The 16,084-nt window shown below is 63.6% G+C and carries 11 protein-coding genes and 1 pseudogene; 11 read left to right on the forward strand and 1 reads right to left on the reverse strand.

Annotated features, from left to right (window positions below; genetic code table 11):
• Positions 1 to 149 precede the first annotated feature (149 nt).
• From ftcD to FME97_RS10835, 6 genes are all read left to right on the forward strand, one after another.
• Positions 150 to 1,850: a glutamate formimidoyltransferase gene (gene ftcD / locus FME97_RS10810; protein ID WP_141429639.1), complete on the forward strand. Its 1,701-nt coding sequence runs from the start codon at positions 150 to 152 to the stop codon at positions 1,848 to 1,850.
• 7 nt (positions 1,851 to 1,857) lie between these two features.
• Positions 1,858 to 3,882, forward strand: a complete 2,025-nt coding sequence (locus FME97_RS10815) for a urocanate hydratase (RefSeq protein ID WP_141429640.1) — start codon at positions 1,858 to 1,860, stop codon at positions 3,880 to 3,882.
• Between the two features lie 12 nt (positions 3,883 to 3,894).
• Positions 3,895 to 5,376, forward strand: a complete 1,482-nt coding sequence (gene hutH / locus FME97_RS10820) for a histidine ammonia-lyase (protein ID WP_141429641.1) — start codon at positions 3,895 to 3,897, stop codon at positions 5,374 to 5,376.
• Positions 5,373 to 6,620 carry an imidazolonepropionase gene (hutI, locus tag FME97_RS10825; RefSeq protein WP_141429642.1) on the forward strand — a complete coding sequence of 416 codons (1,248 nt, stop codon included), beginning with the start codon at positions 5,373 to 5,375 and terminating at the stop codon, positions 6,618 to 6,620. Before hutH ends, hutI begins: the two co-directional genes overlap by 4 nt.
• 241 nt (positions 6,621 to 6,861) lie before the next feature.
• Positions 6,862 to 7,923, forward strand: a complete 1,062-nt coding sequence (locus tag FME97_RS10830) for a bifunctional methionine sulfoxide reductase B/A protein (protein WP_141429643.1) — start codon at positions 6,862 to 6,864, stop codon at positions 7,921 to 7,923.
• A 245-nt stretch (positions 7,924 to 8,168) separates the two neighbouring features.
• The gene (locus FME97_RS10835; protein ID WP_141429644.1) at positions 8,169 to 9,053 is read left to right on the forward strand and encodes a DMT family transporter; all 885 of its coding nucleotides are present in this window, start codon (positions 8,169 to 8,171) and stop codon (positions 9,051 to 9,053) included.
• 20 nt (positions 9,054 to 9,073) lie between these two features.
• Here the strand turns inward: FME97_RS10835 and FME97_RS10840 are convergent, their stop codons facing one another.
• On the reverse strand, positions 9,074 to 9,904 hold the full coding sequence (locus FME97_RS10840; protein ID WP_141429645.1) for an endonuclease/exonuclease/phosphatase family protein: 831 nt from the start codon (positions 9,902 to 9,904) through the stop codon (positions 9,074 to 9,076).
• A 198-nt stretch (positions 9,905 to 10,102) separates the two neighbouring features.
• On the opposite strand from FME97_RS10840, the pseudogene FME97_RS10845 reads away from it, so the two are divergent.
• From FME97_RS10845 to FME97_RS10865, 5 genes and pseudogenes are all read left to right on the forward strand, one after another.
• Positions 10,103 to 10,597, forward strand: a pseudogene (locus FME97_RS10845) (SGNH/GDSL hydrolase family protein); the annotation flags it as partial.
• 252 nt (positions 10,598 to 10,849) lie between these two features.
• A complete protein-coding gene (locus tag FME97_RS10850) occupies positions 10,850 to 12,073 on the forward strand; it encodes a tyrosine-type recombinase/integrase (protein WP_141429647.1) in 1,224 nt (407 codons plus the stop codon).
• A 203-nt stretch (positions 12,074 to 12,276) separates the two neighbouring features.
• Positions 12,277 to 12,858 (forward strand): DUF3575 domain-containing protein, encoded by a 582-nt coding sequence (locus tag FME97_RS10855; RefSeq protein WP_141429648.1) that lies wholly within the window; start codon positions 12,277 to 12,279, stop codon positions 12,856 to 12,858.
• Positions 12,859 to 12,869: 11 nt separating this feature from the next.
• Positions 12,870 to 14,303: a DUF3868 domain-containing protein gene (locus FME97_RS10860; RefSeq protein ID WP_141429649.1), complete on the forward strand. Its 1,434-nt coding sequence runs from the start codon at positions 12,870 to 12,872 to the stop codon at positions 14,301 to 14,303.
• A 30-nt stretch (positions 14,304 to 14,333) separates the two neighbouring features.
• Positions 14,334 to 16,070, forward strand: coding sequence for an Mfa1 family fimbria major subunit (locus FME97_RS10865; RefSeq protein ID WP_141429650.1), 1,737 nt, complete (start codon positions 14,334 to 14,336; stop codon positions 16,068 to 16,070).
• Positions 16,071 to 16,084: the final 14 nt, after the last annotated feature.

Genomic DNA, 16,084 nt, shown 5'->3' on the forward strand with positions numbered 1-16,084 from the left:
CCGGAGCTTCCGGCTGCGTTTCCCGGTCCGGACCTTCGGGTCCGGACTTTCTGTTTTTTGCCCCGGACGCTTTTTTCGTTACGATTTTATCGGAATTGTTCCGGAAATTCGTTATATTTGAAGCAGAGAATCCGAAAACTGCATACGATATGGAAAAGCGAATCGTGGAGTGCGTCCCCAATTTCAGCGAGGGACGCGACAAGGAGGTGATCCGCCGGATCGTCGAAGCGATCGAGGGGGCGGGCGGCGTGAAGGTCCTGGACGTCGATCCGGGCGAAGCGACGAACCGCACGGTCGTCACCTTCGTCGGCGCGCCCGAGGAGGTCGTCGAGGCGGCTTTCGCCGGGGTGAAACGGGCGTCCGAACTGATCGACATGCGCTGCCACAAAGGGGCGCACCCCCGCATGGGGGCCACCGACGTCCTGCCGCTCATTCCCGTTTCGGGCATCACGCTCGAGGAGTGCGCCGCGCTGGCGCGCCGGCTGGCCGAACGCATCGCCTGCGAACTGCGGATTCCGACCTATTGCTACGAGGCTTCGGCTCTGCGGCCCGAGCGGCGGAACCTGGCCGTCTGCCGCACCGGAGAGTACGAGGCGCTGCCCGAGAAGCTGGCGCACGCGGAGACGGCCCCCGATTTCGGGGCGCGTCCCTTCGACGAAGGGGTGGCCCGTACGGGAGCCACGACGGTCGGGGCCCGCGATTTCCTGATTGCCGTTAATTTCAATCTCAACACCACCTCCACGCGGCGCGCCAACGCCATCGCTTTCGACGTGCGCGAGAAGGGGCGGCCGGTGCGCGAGGGAAATCCCGTCACGGGTAAAATCGTGAAGGATGCCGACGGCAACCCCGTCATGCGGCCCGGCACGCTCCGCGCCACGAAGGCCATCGGGTGGTATATCGAGGAGTACGGCATCGCGCAGGTCTCGATGAATCTGACCGATATCGCCGTGACGCCCCTGCATGTCGCCTTCGACGAGGTGTGCCGCAAGGCCGACGCCCGCGGGGTGCGCGTCACCGGCACGGAGATCGTGGGTCTCGTGCCCAAGCGGGCGCTTGTCGAGGCGGGACGCCACTTCCTGCGCAAACAGCGCCGTTCGACGGGTATCGCCGAGGAGGAGATCGTCCGCATCGCCGTCAAGTCGATGGGACTGGACGATCTGAAGCCCTTCCGCCCCGAAGAGAAGGTGATCGAATACCTGCTTGAAGCGGAAGATAAGCAGAAGCGTCTTATCGACATGACCTGCAAGGAATTCGCCGATGAAACGGCGAGCGAATCCCCGGCTCCCGGCGGCGGCTCGATCGCGGCCTATATGGGAGCGCTGGGCACTGCGCTCGGCACGATGGTCGCCAACCTCTCGTCGCACAAGGCGGGGTGGGACGACCGCTGGGAAGAGTTCTCCGACTGGGCCGACCGGGGACAGGCGTTGCTGCGGGAGCTGCTGCATCTGGTGGACGAGGACACGGCGGCTTTCAACCGCATCATGGCCGTCTTCTCGATGCCCAAATCGACCGACGAGGAGCGGGCGGCGCGCAGTGCGGCCCTGCAGGAGGCGACGCTCTATGCCACGGAGGTCCCGCTGCGGACGATGAAAGCTGCCGCGAAGGTCTTCCCCGTCGTCCGTGCGATGGCCTCGGAGGGCAATCCCAATTCGGTCTCGGATGCCGGCGTGGGCGCACTTGCGGCGCGCAGCGCGGTGCTCGGGGCCTGTCTCAACGTGAAAATCAACGCCGCCGGTCTGAAGGACCGTGCGAAGGCCGACGCCCTCGTGGCCGAAGCCGAGGCGCTGGCCGCCGAAGCCGTGGAGGCCGAGGCCGAAGTGCTGCGAATCGTGGAAGAGAAGATAAAATAGTGGAACGATGACTTTAGCCGAATTTCAAGCCGATATCCGCGCGGGCATTCCCGACCGGCTGCCCGCCGCGAAGCCTTACGACAGACAGATCAACCATGCGCCCAAGCGCAAGGACATTCTCACGCCGGCCGAGAAGGAGCTGGCCCTGCGCAACGCCCTGCGCTACTTCCCCGCCAGGCACCACGCCGTGCTGGCCCGGGAGTTCGCCGCCGAGCTGCGCAAGTACGGCCGGATCTACATGTACCGCCTGCGTCCCGACTACGAGATGCACGCGCGGCCGATCGACGAATACCCCGCGAAGTGCCGGCAGGCCGCGGCCATCATGCTGATGATCCAGAACAACCTGGACAAGGCCGTGGCGCAGCATCCCCACGAGCTGATTACCTACGGCGGCAACGGCGCGGTGTTCCAGAACTGGGCGCAGTACCGCCTGACGATGAAGTACCTCTCGGAGATGACCGACCGTCAGACGCTGGTGATGTATTCGGGCCATCCGCTCGGGCTTTTCCCGTCGCATCCCGACGCGCCGCGCGTCGTGGTGACCAACGGCATGGTGATCCCCAACTACTCGAAACCCGACGACTGGGAGCGGATGAACGCCCTCGGCGTCTCGCAGTACGGACAGATGACCGCCGGATCGTACATGTACATCGGGCCGCAGGGCATCGTCCACGGTACGACGATCACGGTGATGAACGCCGCGCGCAAGCGCTTCACCGGGGACCGCACCTCGGCGCGCGGCATGCTGTTCGTCTCGTCGGGGCTGGGCGGCATGTCCGGCGCGCAGCCCAAGGCGGGCAACATATCGGGCGTGGTGTCGGTCGTCGCCGAGATCAACCCCAAAGCCGCGCGGAAACGCTTCGAGCAGGGATGGGTGGACGAACTGCATGAATCGCTGGATGAACTGATCCCGCGTATCCGTCAGGCTGTCAAATCGAAAGAGGTCGTATCGCTGGCCTATGTGGGCAACGTGGTGGATCTTTGGGAGCGGCTGGCCGACGAAGGGATCGACGTGGATCTCGGTTCCGACCAGACCTCGCTGCACAACCCCTGGGCAGGCGGTTATTACCCCGTGGGGCTGAGCTACGAGGCGTCGAACAAGATGATGGCCGAGGAGCCGGCGCGTTTCCGCGAGTGCGTGCAGGAGTCGCTGCGGCGGCAGGTCGATGCCATCAACCGCCTGACGGCGCGCGGCATGTACTTCTTCGACTACGGCAACGCCTTCCTGCTGGAGGCGTCGCGTGCCGGAGCCGCCGTCATGGGCGAGGGCGGGCGTTTCCGCTATCCCTCCTACGTGCAGGACATCATGGGGCCCATGTTCTTCGACTACGGCTTCGGACCCTTCCGCTGGGTCTGCACTTCGGGCCGCGCGGAGGACCTCGACACGACGGACCGTCTCGCGGCCGAAGTGCTGGAGGAGATGCTGCGCACGGCGCCGGACGACATCCGCGGACAGCTCGAAGACAACCTCCACTGGATCCGCGAGGCCGGACGCAACCGGCTGGTCGTCGGTTCGCAGGCCCGGATCCTCTATGCCGACTGCGAGGGCCGCACGCGGATCGCGCAGGCTTTCAACCGCGCCATCGCCGACGGCCGCATTTCGGCCCCCGTGGTGCTGGGGCGCGACCACCACGACGTCTCGGGAACCGATTCGCCTTACCGCGAGACGTCGAACATCTACGACGGGTCGTGCTTCACGGCCGACATGGCCGTGCAGAACGTCATCGGCGACGCTTTCCGCGGCGCGACGTGGGTTTCGATCCACAACGGCGGCGGAGTGGGCTGGGGCGAGGTCGTGAACGGCGGCTTCGGCATGGTGATCGACGGCTCGGAGGAGTCCGGCCGCCGCATCCGCGAAATGCTCTTCTGGGACGTCAATAACGGCATCGCGCGCCGCAGTTGGGCGCGCAACGACGGAGCCGTGGAGGCCATCCGCCGCGAGATGGCCCGCACGCCGGGCTTGCAGGTGACACTGCCCAATTCAGCGGACGACAATGTGATACGCAATGCACTGAACGAAACCGAATCATAAAGATTATCTGTCATGGAACATCATCATATTTCGGCGGAGCGGCTGACCGTCGCCCGCCTCGGCGAAATTCTCGAACGGCGGCTGCCGGTGGCCCTGAGCGACGACGCCCGGGCGCGTATCGTGCGTTGCCGCGAATACCTCGACCGCAAGATGGAGCATCCCGAGCGGCCGATCTACGGCATCACCACGGGCTTCGGGTCGTTGTGCGACATTTCGGTGGGACGCGACGAGCTGGCGCAGTTGCAGAGGAACCTCGTCATGTCGCACGCCTGCGGTACGGGCGAGCGCGTACCGTCGGAGATCGTGCGGCTGATCCTGCTGCTGAAGATCCAGTCGCTTTCGTACGGCCATTCGGGCGTGCAGTTGGCCACCGTGGAGCGGCTCGCGGAGTTCTACAACCGGGGGATTCTCCCCGTCGTTTACCAGCAGGGGTCGCTCGGCGCTTCGGGCGACCTGGCGCCGCTGGCCCACATGAGCCTGCCGCTGCTGGGACTGGGCGAAGTGGAGTGCGAGGGGCGGGTGCGCCCGGCCTCGGAGGTACTCGGCGAGCTGGGGTGGAACCCCCTCGAGTTACAGTCGAAGGAGGGGCTGGCGCTGCTCAACGGCACGCAGTTCATGGCGGCCTACGGCGTCTGGGCGCTTCTGGCCGCGCGCCGTCTGAGCGGCTGGGCCGACCGTATCGGGGCGTTGTCGCTCGACGCCTTCGACGGCCGCATCGAGCCGTTCTGCGACGAGGTGCACCGCATCCGCGCCCATCGGGGGCAGCTCGCCACGGCACGCGCCTTCCGCCGCCTGCTGGAGGGCAGCGAACTGATCGCGCGTCCGAAACAGCACGTGCAGGACCCCTATTCGTTCCGCTGCATCCCGCAGGTGCACGGGGCGACGAAAGACACGATCGACTATGTGGAGAGCGTGCTGGAGACGGAGATCAACTCGCCGACGGACAATCCGACGATCTTCCCCGAGGAGGATATGGTCGTCTCGGCGGGCAATTTCCACGGGCAGCCGATCGCCCTGGCGATGGATTTCCTGGCCATCGCGCTGGCCGAGCTGGGCAATATCTCCGAGCGGCGCATCTACAAGCTCATTTCGGGTGCGCGGGGACTGCCGAAGTTCCTCGTGGCCAATCCCGGGCTGAACAGCGGCTTCATGATCCCGCAGTACACCGCCGCGTCGATCGTCAGCCAATCGAAGGGGTTGTGCATGCCTGCGTCGGTCGATTCGATACCCTCGTCGCAGGGACAGGAGGACCACGTGAGCATGGGCTCGAACGCCGCCACGAAACTCTACCGCGTGGTGCTGAACACCGAGCGCGTGCTGGCCATCGAACTGATGAACGCCGCGCAGGCCCTCGAATTCCGGCGTCCGGCGCGCACGTCTCCCGAGCTGGAGCGGATGGTGGCCGACTACCGCCGCCGCGTGCCGTTCGTCGATAACGATTGCGTCATGTACCCCCACATCGGAGCTTCGGTGGAATTTCTGCGCGCACGATGAGACTGTTAGTGAGGAATATCGGTCGCATCGTCGGCATCGAGCGCGAAGGGCGGCTGCGGCTGTGCGGTGCGGAGATGGACCGCATGGAGACGCTCGACGACGCGTGGCTGCTCGCCGACGGAGGCCGCATCGCCGCCTTCGGCCGCAGCGGCGGGGAGGAGGGGATCGCCGCCGACCGTGTCGTGGACGCCGGGGGCGGCATGCTCTTTCCCTCGTTCTGCGATTCGCATACGCACCTGGTCTATGCCGGAAGCCGCGAGCAGGAGTTTCTGGACAAGATCAACGGCCTCTCGTACGAGGAGATCGCCCGCCGGGGCGGGGGGATTCTCAACTCGGCCGACCGGCTGCACGAAACCTCCGAGGAGGAGTTGTTCCGGCAGGCGATGGAGCGCGTGAGGGAGATCGCGGCGATGGGAACGGGCGCCGTGGAGATCAAGAGCGGCTACGGACTCTCGACCGAGGACGAGCTGAAGATGCTGCGCGTCGTGCGCCGCATCCGGCAGGAGACGCCGCTGGAGGTGCGCGCCACCTTCCTCGGGGCGCACGCCGTGGCGCGCGCCTACCGCGGGCGGCAGGGCGAGTACGTCGATCTGGTGTGCCGCGAGATGCTGCCGGCCGTGGCGCGCGAGGGGCTGGCCGACTTCGTGGACGTCTTCTGCGACGAGGGCTTCTTCACGGTGGCGGAAACCGAGCGGATCATCGCGGAGGGCGCCCGCTACGGACTGCGGGCGAAGATCCATGCCAACGAGCTGGCCGTCTCGGGCGGCGTGCAGGCGGGCGTGCGTTGCGGTGCGCTGTCGGTGGACCACCTCGAACGCATCGGCGCCGAGGAGATCGGAGCGTTGCGCGGGGCGGAGACCATGCCCACGTTGCTGCCCGGGGCCGCGTTCTTCCTGGGCATGGACTATCCCCCGGCGCGCGAGATGATCCGCGCGGGGCTGGGCGTGGCGCTCGCTTCGGACTACAACCCCGGGTCGTCGCCTTCGGGCGACATGCGCATGGTGGCTTCGCTGGCTTCGATCCGGATGCGGATGACCCCTGCGGAGGCGCTCTGCGCCGCGACGCTCAACGGCGCCTATGCCATGGGGGTGAGCCGCGACTTCGGTTCGGTGTCGGTGGGCAAGGTCGCCAGCTTCTTCCTCACGCGGCCGATGCCCTCCGTGGAGTTCTTTACCTATGCCTACCGCACGCCGCTCATCGAACGCGTCTTTCTGCGCGGCGAGGAGTTCGGCGGCGCGGCATGATTTTTGCCCGGGTCCGGGTATGGGATTTTGTTTTTTCTCGGATCCGGCGCGCTCCGGTTCCGGCGGGAAGTGCGGCCGGGAGCCTCTCTCCGGAGGGGATTCCCGAAAGCTCCCGATCGGCGGTCTGCGGACGGCCGGATCGGCCGGTCCGAAATGCGTAAGCCGGAGCGTTGCGGGATACGATCGTTGGTTTTGGCTCCTGCTGGGCCTTGCGTTCGGCGGAACCGTAAATGCGCAGCAGATGGAACCATTGACACCCCGTGAGAGGCGGGTTATCGAAGAGAAGGGTACGGAAGCGCCCTACACGGGACGTTATTACCTTCACCGCGAGGCGGGGACCTATGTCTGCCGCCGCTGCGGGGCGCCGCTCTACCGTTCGGAGGACAAGTTCGATGCGGGATGCGGCTGGCCGAGTTTCGATGACGAGATTCCCGGAGCCGTGCGCCGCACACCGGATGCGGACGGCCTCCGGACCGAGATCGTCTGCGCCCGCTGCGACGCCCATTTGGGCCACGTTTTCACGGGCGAGAGGTTCACGCCCAAAAATACGCGCCACTGCGTCAATTCGCTTTCGCTCGGGTTCGTCCCGGCTGCGGGGGCGGAGCCGGAGGTTGCGGCGGGGGAGTGCGGCGCGGCGGCCGGAACGGGGATTGCTTCGGAACGGAATGCTGCGGCCGGCGGACCGGCGATTCTTTCAGACCGCTCCGACAGTTCCGTGCCGTCCGACGGCTCTGCGGTCTCCGGTGAACCGGACCGGACGGGGGATGTTTCGGACCGCTCTGCGGATTCGGTCCGTGCTGGCGAGCCGGATGCCGCGGTGAAAACCGAAACGGCGATCTTTGCCGGAGGGTGTTTCTGGGGCGTGGAGTACATGCTCGCGTCGCAGCCGGGGGTGCTGGATGCGGAGGCGGGCTATACGGGCGGCCGTACCGAACACCCGACTTACGAAGAGGTGTGCGGCCACCGCACGGGACATGCCGAGGCGGTGCGTGTGACGTTCGATCCCGCTCAGGTCTCCTACGAGGAACTGGCGCGCCTTTTCTTCGAGATTCACGACCCGACGCAGGCGGGACGGCAGGGGCCTGACGTCGGTCCCCAGTACCGTTCCGAGATTTTCTATACCTCGCCCGAGCAGCGCAAGACGGCTGTCCGGCTGATCGCCGAACTGCGTGCGAGGGGGTATCGCGTGGTGACGCGCGTGACTCCTGCCGGATCGTTCTGGCCTGCCGAGGCGTACCACCAGGACTACTACGAGCGCCGGGGCACGCAGCCTTACTGCCACGTTTACACCAAGCGGTTCTGACCGCCGGGTCTGCGCCTGTTTTTTCCGGCGGATCCGTTTTTCGTACCTGCGCGTGTCCGGTCGTCCGGGGATTGCATATATGACCTCCCTTCGTCCGGCGATTTTTTAGGGGCGTACGCTACGGTGCGTGTCGTTTTTCCCGGCGAAGCCGGTCTCCGTACCTGCGGCTGCGCCTGTTTTTCTCCGCCCGGAAGGTGGCCGATACGGAATTTATTCGCTACCTTTGCACGCAAAACCGCAAGCCGATGGAACGTGCGAAAGGCATTTTCTGGGCGGCTCTCTCCTCCTCGACTTTCGGGCTGGCGCCGCTGTTCACCCTCTTGCTGCTGGGAGCGGGGTACTCCTCGTTCGAGGTGCTGACCTACCGCTGGGGCGTGGCGTCACTGTGTCTGGGAGTCTGCGGTGTCGCGGCCGGATGCGATTTCCGCCTCGGGCGGAAGGAACTGCGGACGGTCTTCCTGTTGAGCCTTTTCCGCGCCGCCACGTCGTTTTCGCTCGTCATAGCCTACCGCAATATCGCCAGCGGCGTGGCTTCGACCATCCATTTCATGTATCCGCTGGCCGTGGCGCTGGCGATGATCTGCTTTTTCCGCGAGCGGGGGTCGGTGCGTACTTTCGCCGCGATCGGCCTGTCGATCGCGGGGGCGGTGCTCCTCTCCTCGGGCAATGTGGATTTCACGCAGGGCGACACCCTCGCGGGCATGATCGCCGCCGCGGTGTCGGTCTTCTCCTATGCCGGTTATATCGTCGGCGTGCGCCGGAGCCGCGCCGCACGGATCGACTCCACGGCGCTCACATGCTATGTGATGGCTTTCGGAGCGCTGTTTTTCCTCGTCGGCGGGTCGCTGACGGGCGGCGTCCGGATCGAGACGGACCTCCGTGCATGGCTCTGCATTCTCGGGCTGGCGCTCCCGGCCACGGCCGTCTCGAACATGGCGCTCGTGCAGGCGATTCGCAGGATCGGTCCGACGCTGACCTCCGTGTTCGGCGCGATGGAGCCGTTGACGGCCGTGGTGATCGGCGTCGCGGTCTTCGCGGAGCCTTTCACGGCGAAAGGGGCCGCGGGTATTCTGCTCATCGTGGCGGCCGTGCTGCTCGTCGTGCTGCGCCGGGACCGCGACGGGGCGTGATGCCGCGATCCCGGCGTGCGTCACAGACTGAATGTCATCGAGATCGGGTAGTGGTCCGAAATGTAGGGCGCGCCGTAGTCGCCCGTGAGGGTGGCGAAGCGCAGGCATTTGAGCTTTCCCCGGAAGTAGAGGTGGTCGATCACGATGGTGTCGGGCGCCGAACCGAACCCGTTGAAGGTCCCTTCGCGGTCCGTTTCGGGCGCCTTGTCGCGCGCAGACTTCATGGTTTTCGTGAGCGGCCGGAAGATCGGACTGTCGGTCGGGGTGTTGAAGTCTCCGCCGAGGATGGCCGGAGCCTTGCCCGCGATGGCGGCGATCTGCGCGACGACGAGTTTCACCCCTTCCGCGCGCGCCGTTTTGCCCTTGTGGTCGAGGTGGGTGTTGAAGTAGAAGAAGGTCTTGCCCGACGTCCTGTCGCGCAGTTCCGCCCAGGTCATCGTGCGGTTGCAGGCTCCGTCCCATCCGCGCGAGGGGCGGTCGGGCGTCTCGCTGAGCCACAGCGTGCCGCTGTCGAGCAGGTCGAAACGGTCGCGGAGGTAGTAGATCGCCATGGTCTCGCCGGCCTTGTCGCCGTCGTCGCGCCCCACGCCCACGCGGGCGTACTGCGGGCACTCCTCGTCGAGGTATTGCAACTGGTCGGCGAGCGCCTCCTGCACGCCGAACACGTCCGGCGCTTCCTGGCGGATCATCTGCCGCGTGGCGTGGCGGCGGTGTTCCCAGTCGTTCGGGCCGTCCCCTCCGCCGCTGTTGCGCATATTGTAGGAGATGAGTTTCAGGGGGCGGGCCTCCTCTGCGGCCGGAGCCGGGAGCGAGAGACACGCTGCAAGGAGCAGAAGCAGGTACTTTTTCATGGTTGTTTCCGGTTGAAAGTGACTTTTGACAAAGGTAGCGAATTTTCCGGATTTTTCCCGGTGCGGGCCGCTTTTCGGGCGGATTCCGCTCGCCGGATGCCTCTGTCCGGTCCGGTGGCCGGGCGGGAAACCTCCGCCGTGCGGCTGTCCTGACCCGGTTCGATCTCCGGAAATACGGGCGCGCTTTTTGCACATTGTCTTTCGTACCCCGTTCGCAGGCATCCCATTGTTTTTTACGGAACGAGCATTTTGCAGGGCGGCTGTTCATCCCGTCCGGGGATGGCTCATACGAATATCCTCTCCCGGCGTCTGAACCGCGAGGCGATCAATCTGGGTTTCAGCGGCAACGGGCAGTTGGACTACGAGATCGCGCACCTGATGGCCGAAGTGGATGCGGGAGTCTTCGTTCTCGATTTCGTTCCCAACGTGACGGTCGAACAGATCGAGACGAAGCTGCTTCCGTTCTATCGCATTCTCCGAGACCGCCGTCCGGACACGCCGATCGTCTTCGTCGAGGACCCAGTCTTTCCCCATACGTTCTTCGACGTGAAGGCCGCCGCGTCCGTCCGCCGGCTCAACGCGGCCCTTGCCGAACACTACCGGCGGCTCAGGGAAAGCGGCGAGCGCAATATCTACTACTCCCTGCGATGTGCGTTCTGCGGCGCTGTCGGAGATCACGGGTCCCGACGGTAAGGGGTTCCGGGGTAAAATTCGCCGACGGCTACACCTACGACGGTCGGCCGAGCGGAGCGGCCGACCGGGAACCGGCAGGGTACGATGCCTCCGTCGTGCGGGGACAAGGGCATTCCGGTCTGCGCCCGACAGCGGATTTCCGGCTTTTTCCGGCAATGTCCGCTGCATCGGCCGTTTCCGCGGGAAGGAACGACACGGAAAGCCCGTCCGCGGCTTGTTTTTACCGGCACGCAACCAACACGATTATAGTTTATGACATCAGTGAAAATCACATTCCGCCCGTCTGCCTTCAAGGAAGAAGAGGGTACGTTATGCTTCCGCCTCGTTCTCGGCCGCCGTATCCGCCGGATCGGAACCGGATACCGGCTTTTCCTTTCGGAGTGGGACGAATGCCAGCAAAGCGTCGTCATCCGTCCGCAGTCGGATGACGAACGGAAAAACTACCTGACGGTCCTGCAGAGCCGGATCGGTGCGGATGCGAGGCGGCTGAACCGGATCATCGCCTCTTTCGAGCGGGAGCGCCGCAGCTATACGTATGAGGACATCCTGGCCGCCTGGCGGGCTTCGAAGGGAGATTACCTGTTCGATTTCATGGAGGAGATGATCGACCGTTTCAAGCGGCAGGGGCGGATGCGCACCAGCGAAACCTATGCGGCCGCGCTGCGCAGTTTCGCCCGGTTCCGGAACCGGCGGGACATCCGGCTGGAGGAGATCGACTCCGACACCATGACCGCCTACGAAGCCTATCTCAGGCGGACGGGCGCGAGCAGGAATACGTCGTCGTTCTACATGCGTATCCTGCGGGCGGCTTACAACCGGGCCGTGGAGCGAGGAATCGTCTCCCAGAAGCAGCCTTTCAGGCACGTGTACACCGGCGTCGATAAAACCGTCAAGCGGGCCATGCCTCTGGATGCGCTTCGGCGGCTGAAAAATGCGGACCTGCGATCGTTTCCCCGGCTGGACTACGCCAGAGATATGTTTCTGTTGAGTTTCTATACCCGTGGCATGTCGTTCGTGGACATGGCATACCTGAAAAAGGACGACCTGTCGTCCGGAACGCTTACCTACTGCCGGAAAAAGACCGGCCAGCGGCTTTCGATCCGCTGGGAGGAATGCATGCAGGAGATCGTCGCCAAATACCCCGATCGCCATCCGGCCTATCTGCTGCCCATCATCCGGAAGGATGGCGGCGACGAACGGCGCCAGTATAAGAACCGCGGGCAGTTGATTAACCGGTATTTGAAAAAAATCGGCCGGGAGATGGGATTTTCCGTTCCGCTCACCATGTATGTCGCCCGGCATACGTGGGCGAATATCGCCCGCAGCAAGAATGTTCCTCTGGCGGTCATCAGCGAGAGCATGGGCCACGATTCGGAGACGACGACCCGGATTTATCTCGCGTCGCTGGATTCCGCTGCGGTGGATCGGGCGAACCGGGTGGTTATAAATTCATTATTCGAAGACCCGGAAGTGTGAAAACGACTCTCTTGCAAAGAGATTTACTTGTCCAAAAGTAATGGTTTCTTTCCGGAAAAACAATATTTTCTTGTGAAAAAATGCGTGCCGATTTTTCCCGCCGATCGACCGGTCGATCGGCGAGGGGGGGGGGGATTTCGCTGATTGTCAGCATGTTGTTTATTGTGAATATCTCTTTGCAAGAGATATTAAAAACGAGGCCCATGAATAAACGATTATTATTGCTGTTGTTGTTCGCCGGAATCTGCACGGCCGCGAGTGCCCAGAAAGTCGCAGTCAAAACCAACCTGCTGTACGATGCCACGACGACCCTGAACCTCGGCGCGGAGTTTTCGCTGGCTCCGAAGTGGACGCTCGACATTTCGGGAAACTGGAATCCCTGGACTTTCTCGGACAACCGCAAATGGAAACAGTTGGCGATCCAGCCGGAGGTGCGTTACTGGCTGTGCGAGCGGTTCAACGGACACTTTTTCGGCGCGCATCTGATCGGCGGGCTGTACAACTTCAGCAATCTGAATCTGGATTTCAAGCTGTTCGGTACGGATTTCAGCCGGTTGAAGGACCACCGTTACGAGGGTTGGATGGCGGGTGTCGGAATCGCCTACGGATATCATTGGATGCTTTCGCGGCATTGGAGTCTGGAAGGTTCGCTCGGAATCGGCTACGTATATACGCGGGCGGACAAGTACAACTGTCCCCGTTGCAGCCGACGGCTGGAGAACGACAGACCGCACGATTACTTCGGCCCGACGAAAGCGGCCGTCAACCTGATCTATGTATTCTAAATAGCTGAGAGATGAAACGTACTATGCTGACATACGGCTGCCTGCTGGGCGCTCTTCTGGTCTCGTCGCCGCTTGCGGCCCGGCATACGCTGCGGAGCGGAGCCGCCGTCGGGGATTCCCGCGTGTTCAGGCTGCGCGACAGCGTCGTGGTGGAGATGCGGATCGACCTTGCTGGAATGGAGGTGCGGTCCGACCGTTCCGTCGTACTGATTCCGTCGCTTTGCGACGGCGAGCGGACGATCGCTCTGCCCGCCGTGGAGGTGATGGGGCGCCGGCGTGCCCTCTACTACGAGCGGAACGGATCGCGGACTTACGCCCGACAGCCCTATCGGGTCGTGCGGAAGGACCGGAAGGCGGCGCAGACGGTGGATTACCGCGTGGCGCTGCCCCGTGCGGAATGGATGGATCGTCTTCGGCTGGGAGTGACGGAAGACCTCTGCGGATGCGGCAGGACCGATCCCGGGCGTTGGGTTTCCCTGTGCGAGGCGGACGTTGAGTTCTCACCCTGCCTGGCCTATGTCACGCCGCGGGTGGAGATGCCGAAAAGCCGGGAGCTTCGGGGCAGGGCCTATCTGGACTTCGTGGTGGACCGGACCGAGATCGACCCGACATACCGCCGCAATCCGGAGGAGCTGGCCCGGATACACGCCACCGTCGATACGGTGTACAACGACCGGGATTTCGGCATCACCCGGATCTTCATCGAAGGCTATGCCTCGCCGGAGGACACCTACGAGCACAACACCGGTCTAGCGAAAGGACGCACCCGCGCCCTGAAGGAGTATCTCAAGGCGAGGTACGGATTCGCCGACTCGCTGTTCGTCACCTCCTTCGTGCCGGAGGACTGGGGTAACCTGCGCAGGTATGTGGCCGAAAGTTCGCTGCCCGACAAGAAGTCCCTTCTCGAGCTTATAGACGGCGGCATGGAGCCGGACCGCAAGGAACGCACACTGCGTATGCGTCATCCCGAGTCGTACCGCATCCTGCTGAAGGAGTGTTATCCGGGGCTGCGCCGCACGGATTACAGAATAGACTACCGCATCCGGGGATTCGATGCGGACGAAGCGCGGGAACTCCTGCGCACCCGGCCGGAGAAGCTGAGCCTGCACGAGATGTTCGCCGTCGCGCAGACTTGTCCGGCGGGCGGCGCCGAATTCGCCGAAGTGTTCGAGACGGCCGCGAGGCTCTATCCGGACGATCCGGTGGTGAACCTGAATCTGGCGAATGTCCTGCTGGCCGGGAAAAAGCCGGAGGCGGCTCTGCCGTATCTGGAGAAAGCGGGGGACGGCGCGGAAGCGGAGAACGCCCGGGGCGTGGCCGCCGCGTTGCTCGAACGCTACGACGAGGCGGAACGGCACTTGCGCCGTGCGGCGGAGGCGGGCCTGCGGGAGGCTGCGGAGAACCTGCGTGCGATCGCGGGAGACGGGAATTCCGGACGGAAATAAGACAGAACATTCATTTCAATATTTGCATTTATGAAAACAAACGGTACGAAAATCGGAGGGACGATGCTGGCGATGGCATTGTTCTTCGCCGCCTGCGCCGGCGACGACGGAAATCCCGGCGACCCGGCGGAAAAACCGGGGCAGCAGGTCGTGGACGGATACGTGAAAGTGGCGATCAACATGCCGACCTCCTCGGGACTCACCCGGGCGGATGATCATCGTTACGACGACGGAGAGTCCAACGAATACAAGGTAAACGAGGCGCTGATCGCCTTTTTCGGAGGAACCGAAGAGGCGAATGCCACATTCCTGAAGGCTTATCAGTTGGATGTGTCGGGCTGGACGGTCGATGATGGCGACGAGCAGATCACGCGGACCGCGAGCTATGTCATGGAGGCTCCTGCCGTCCCGAACGGCGTCAGTCTGTATGCGTTGGCTGTCGTCAATGCGAACGGTATTCTCACGGTCGGTGACGATGGCATGCTGATGCGGGACGGCAGTCCGGTTTTCGGCGAAGGGGCCGGTACGATTGAGGCTTTGCGGGCCCGGGTGGAGAAAACCGCGGACGCTTTCATTTCGGCTTCCGGGAACGATAACAGCAGTTTCTTCATGACGAACGCCCCGCTGTCGGACAAGTCCGGTTCGGACAGCCAACGCTCCTCCGCTGCGGCTTCCACGCTGGTGAAGGTCAAGGTATACGACACCAAAGAGGCTGCCGGCGCCGAGGAAGCCGATCCGATTTTCGTGGAGCGCCTCGTGGGCAAGGTCTCCGTGTCGATAGCCAAAGGCATAACGGCGGGGGATTCCGGGAATACCGTGGAGGTGGAGAATCCCGGCAGCATCTACAACGGCGATCGGGTCGTCCTGGAAGGCTGGGTGCTGAATGTCACCAATAAGAGTACCAGACTGGTGCGCGATGTCGGCGGCCTGAACGAGTGGGTGCAGTACGACAGCGGCGATTCGCGTTTCCTCGCGGGCAGCGCGGTGAAGCGGGACGTCGGTCGCTATCGCATCTTCTGGGCGGTGGACTGCAACTACTCCGATTCCGACGGGCATGGGGAGAGCGATTTCGACATATACGACAATGCGACGGACCCGTCGGACATCGACTGGAACACCTCCTGGGAAGAGAAGACGAACGTAGCGTACTGTCTGGAAAATACGTTCGACACGAAACACCAGAACAAGAACGAAACCACGTCCGTGCTGATAAAGGGACGGTACAACCGTTCGAAAGATGCCGTGGTAAAAAGCTTCTTTATCGTGAAGAACAACGGTGTGCTGCTCTCCGAGGAGGAGTTCGTCGAAACGGTGAAAGCGGCGGTCGCCGGGCTGGAGGATGCGGAAATCCGAGTGAATTCCGAAGCGGCGGGAGGATATTACAACACGGACGGCAGGAAGTTGAGCGACCTGCTGACGGTTACGGGAGCGAATGCCGGTGCGCTGACGAAGGTCGTGCCGGAGCTGGGTACGGTGAAGTACTACAAGGACGGCGAGACCTATTACTGCACCGCGCTTGTCCGCCATTTCGACAACGGCGAGACGCCCTGGGATAACAGCGAATCATATACTGATGAGAAGCATCTGGGCCGTTACGGCGTAGTGCGCAACACATGGTATCAATTGACCGTCAACAGCGTTTCGGGTCCGGGCGAACCGGAGATCCCCGATGTCCCCGACGAGCCGGACGATACGACGGAAGGCTATATAAAGGTCTCCGTGGATGTCCTTTCGTGGGCGCTGCGCACGCAGGAGGTGGATTTGTGAACCGCTCGGTCCGA

The sequence above is a fragment of the Alistipes dispar genome (assembly GCF_006542685.1).
Taxonomy (GTDB): Bacteria; Bacteroidota; Bacteroidia; order Bacteroidales; family Rikenellaceae; genus Alistipes; species Alistipes dispar.

What these genes read in the sequence shown, in the direction of transcription:
- hutH (WP_141429641.1), top strand. Translation starts at nt 3,895, where the DNA reads ATGGAACATCATCATATTTCGGCGGAGCGGCTGACCGTCGCCCGCCTC.
- FME97_RS10855 (WP_141429648.1), top strand. Translation starts at nt 12,277, where the DNA reads ATGAATAAACGATTATTATTGCTGTTGTTGTTCGCCGGAATCTGCACG.
- FME97_RS10815 (WP_141429640.1), top strand. Translation starts at nt 1,858, where the DNA reads ATGACTTTAGCCGAATTTCAAGCCGATATCCGCGCGGGCATTCCCGAC.
- FME97_RS10850 (WP_141429647.1), top strand. Translation starts at nt 10,850, where the DNA reads ATGACATCAGTGAAAATCACATTCCGCCCGTCTGCCTTCAAGGAAGAA.
- FME97_RS10840 (WP_141429645.1), bottom strand. Translation starts at nt 9,904, where the DNA reads ATGAAAAAGTACCTGCTTCTGCTCCTTGCAGCGTGTCTCTCGCTCCCG.
- FME97_RS10865 (WP_141429650.1), top strand. Translation starts at nt 14,334, where the DNA reads ATGAAAACAAACGGTACGAAAATCGGAGGGACGATGCTGGCGATGGCA.
- ftcD (WP_141429639.1), top strand. Translation starts at nt 150, where the DNA reads ATGGAAAAGCGAATCGTGGAGTGCGTCCCCAATTTCAGCGAGGGACGC.
- FME97_RS10830 (WP_141429643.1), top strand. Translation starts at nt 6,862, where the DNA reads ATGGAACCATTGACACCCCGTGAGAGGCGGGTTATCGAAGAGAAGGGT.
- hutI (WP_141429642.1), top strand. Translation starts at nt 5,373, where the DNA reads ATGAGACTGTTAGTGAGGAATATCGGTCGCATCGTCGGCATCGAGCGC.
- FME97_RS10860 (WP_141429649.1), top strand. Translation starts at nt 12,870, where the DNA reads ATGAAACGTACTATGCTGACATACGGCTGCCTGCTGGGCGCTCTTCTG.
- FME97_RS10835 (WP_141429644.1), top strand. Translation starts at nt 8,169, where the DNA reads ATGGAACGTGCGAAAGGCATTTTCTGGGCGGCTCTCTCCTCCTCGACT.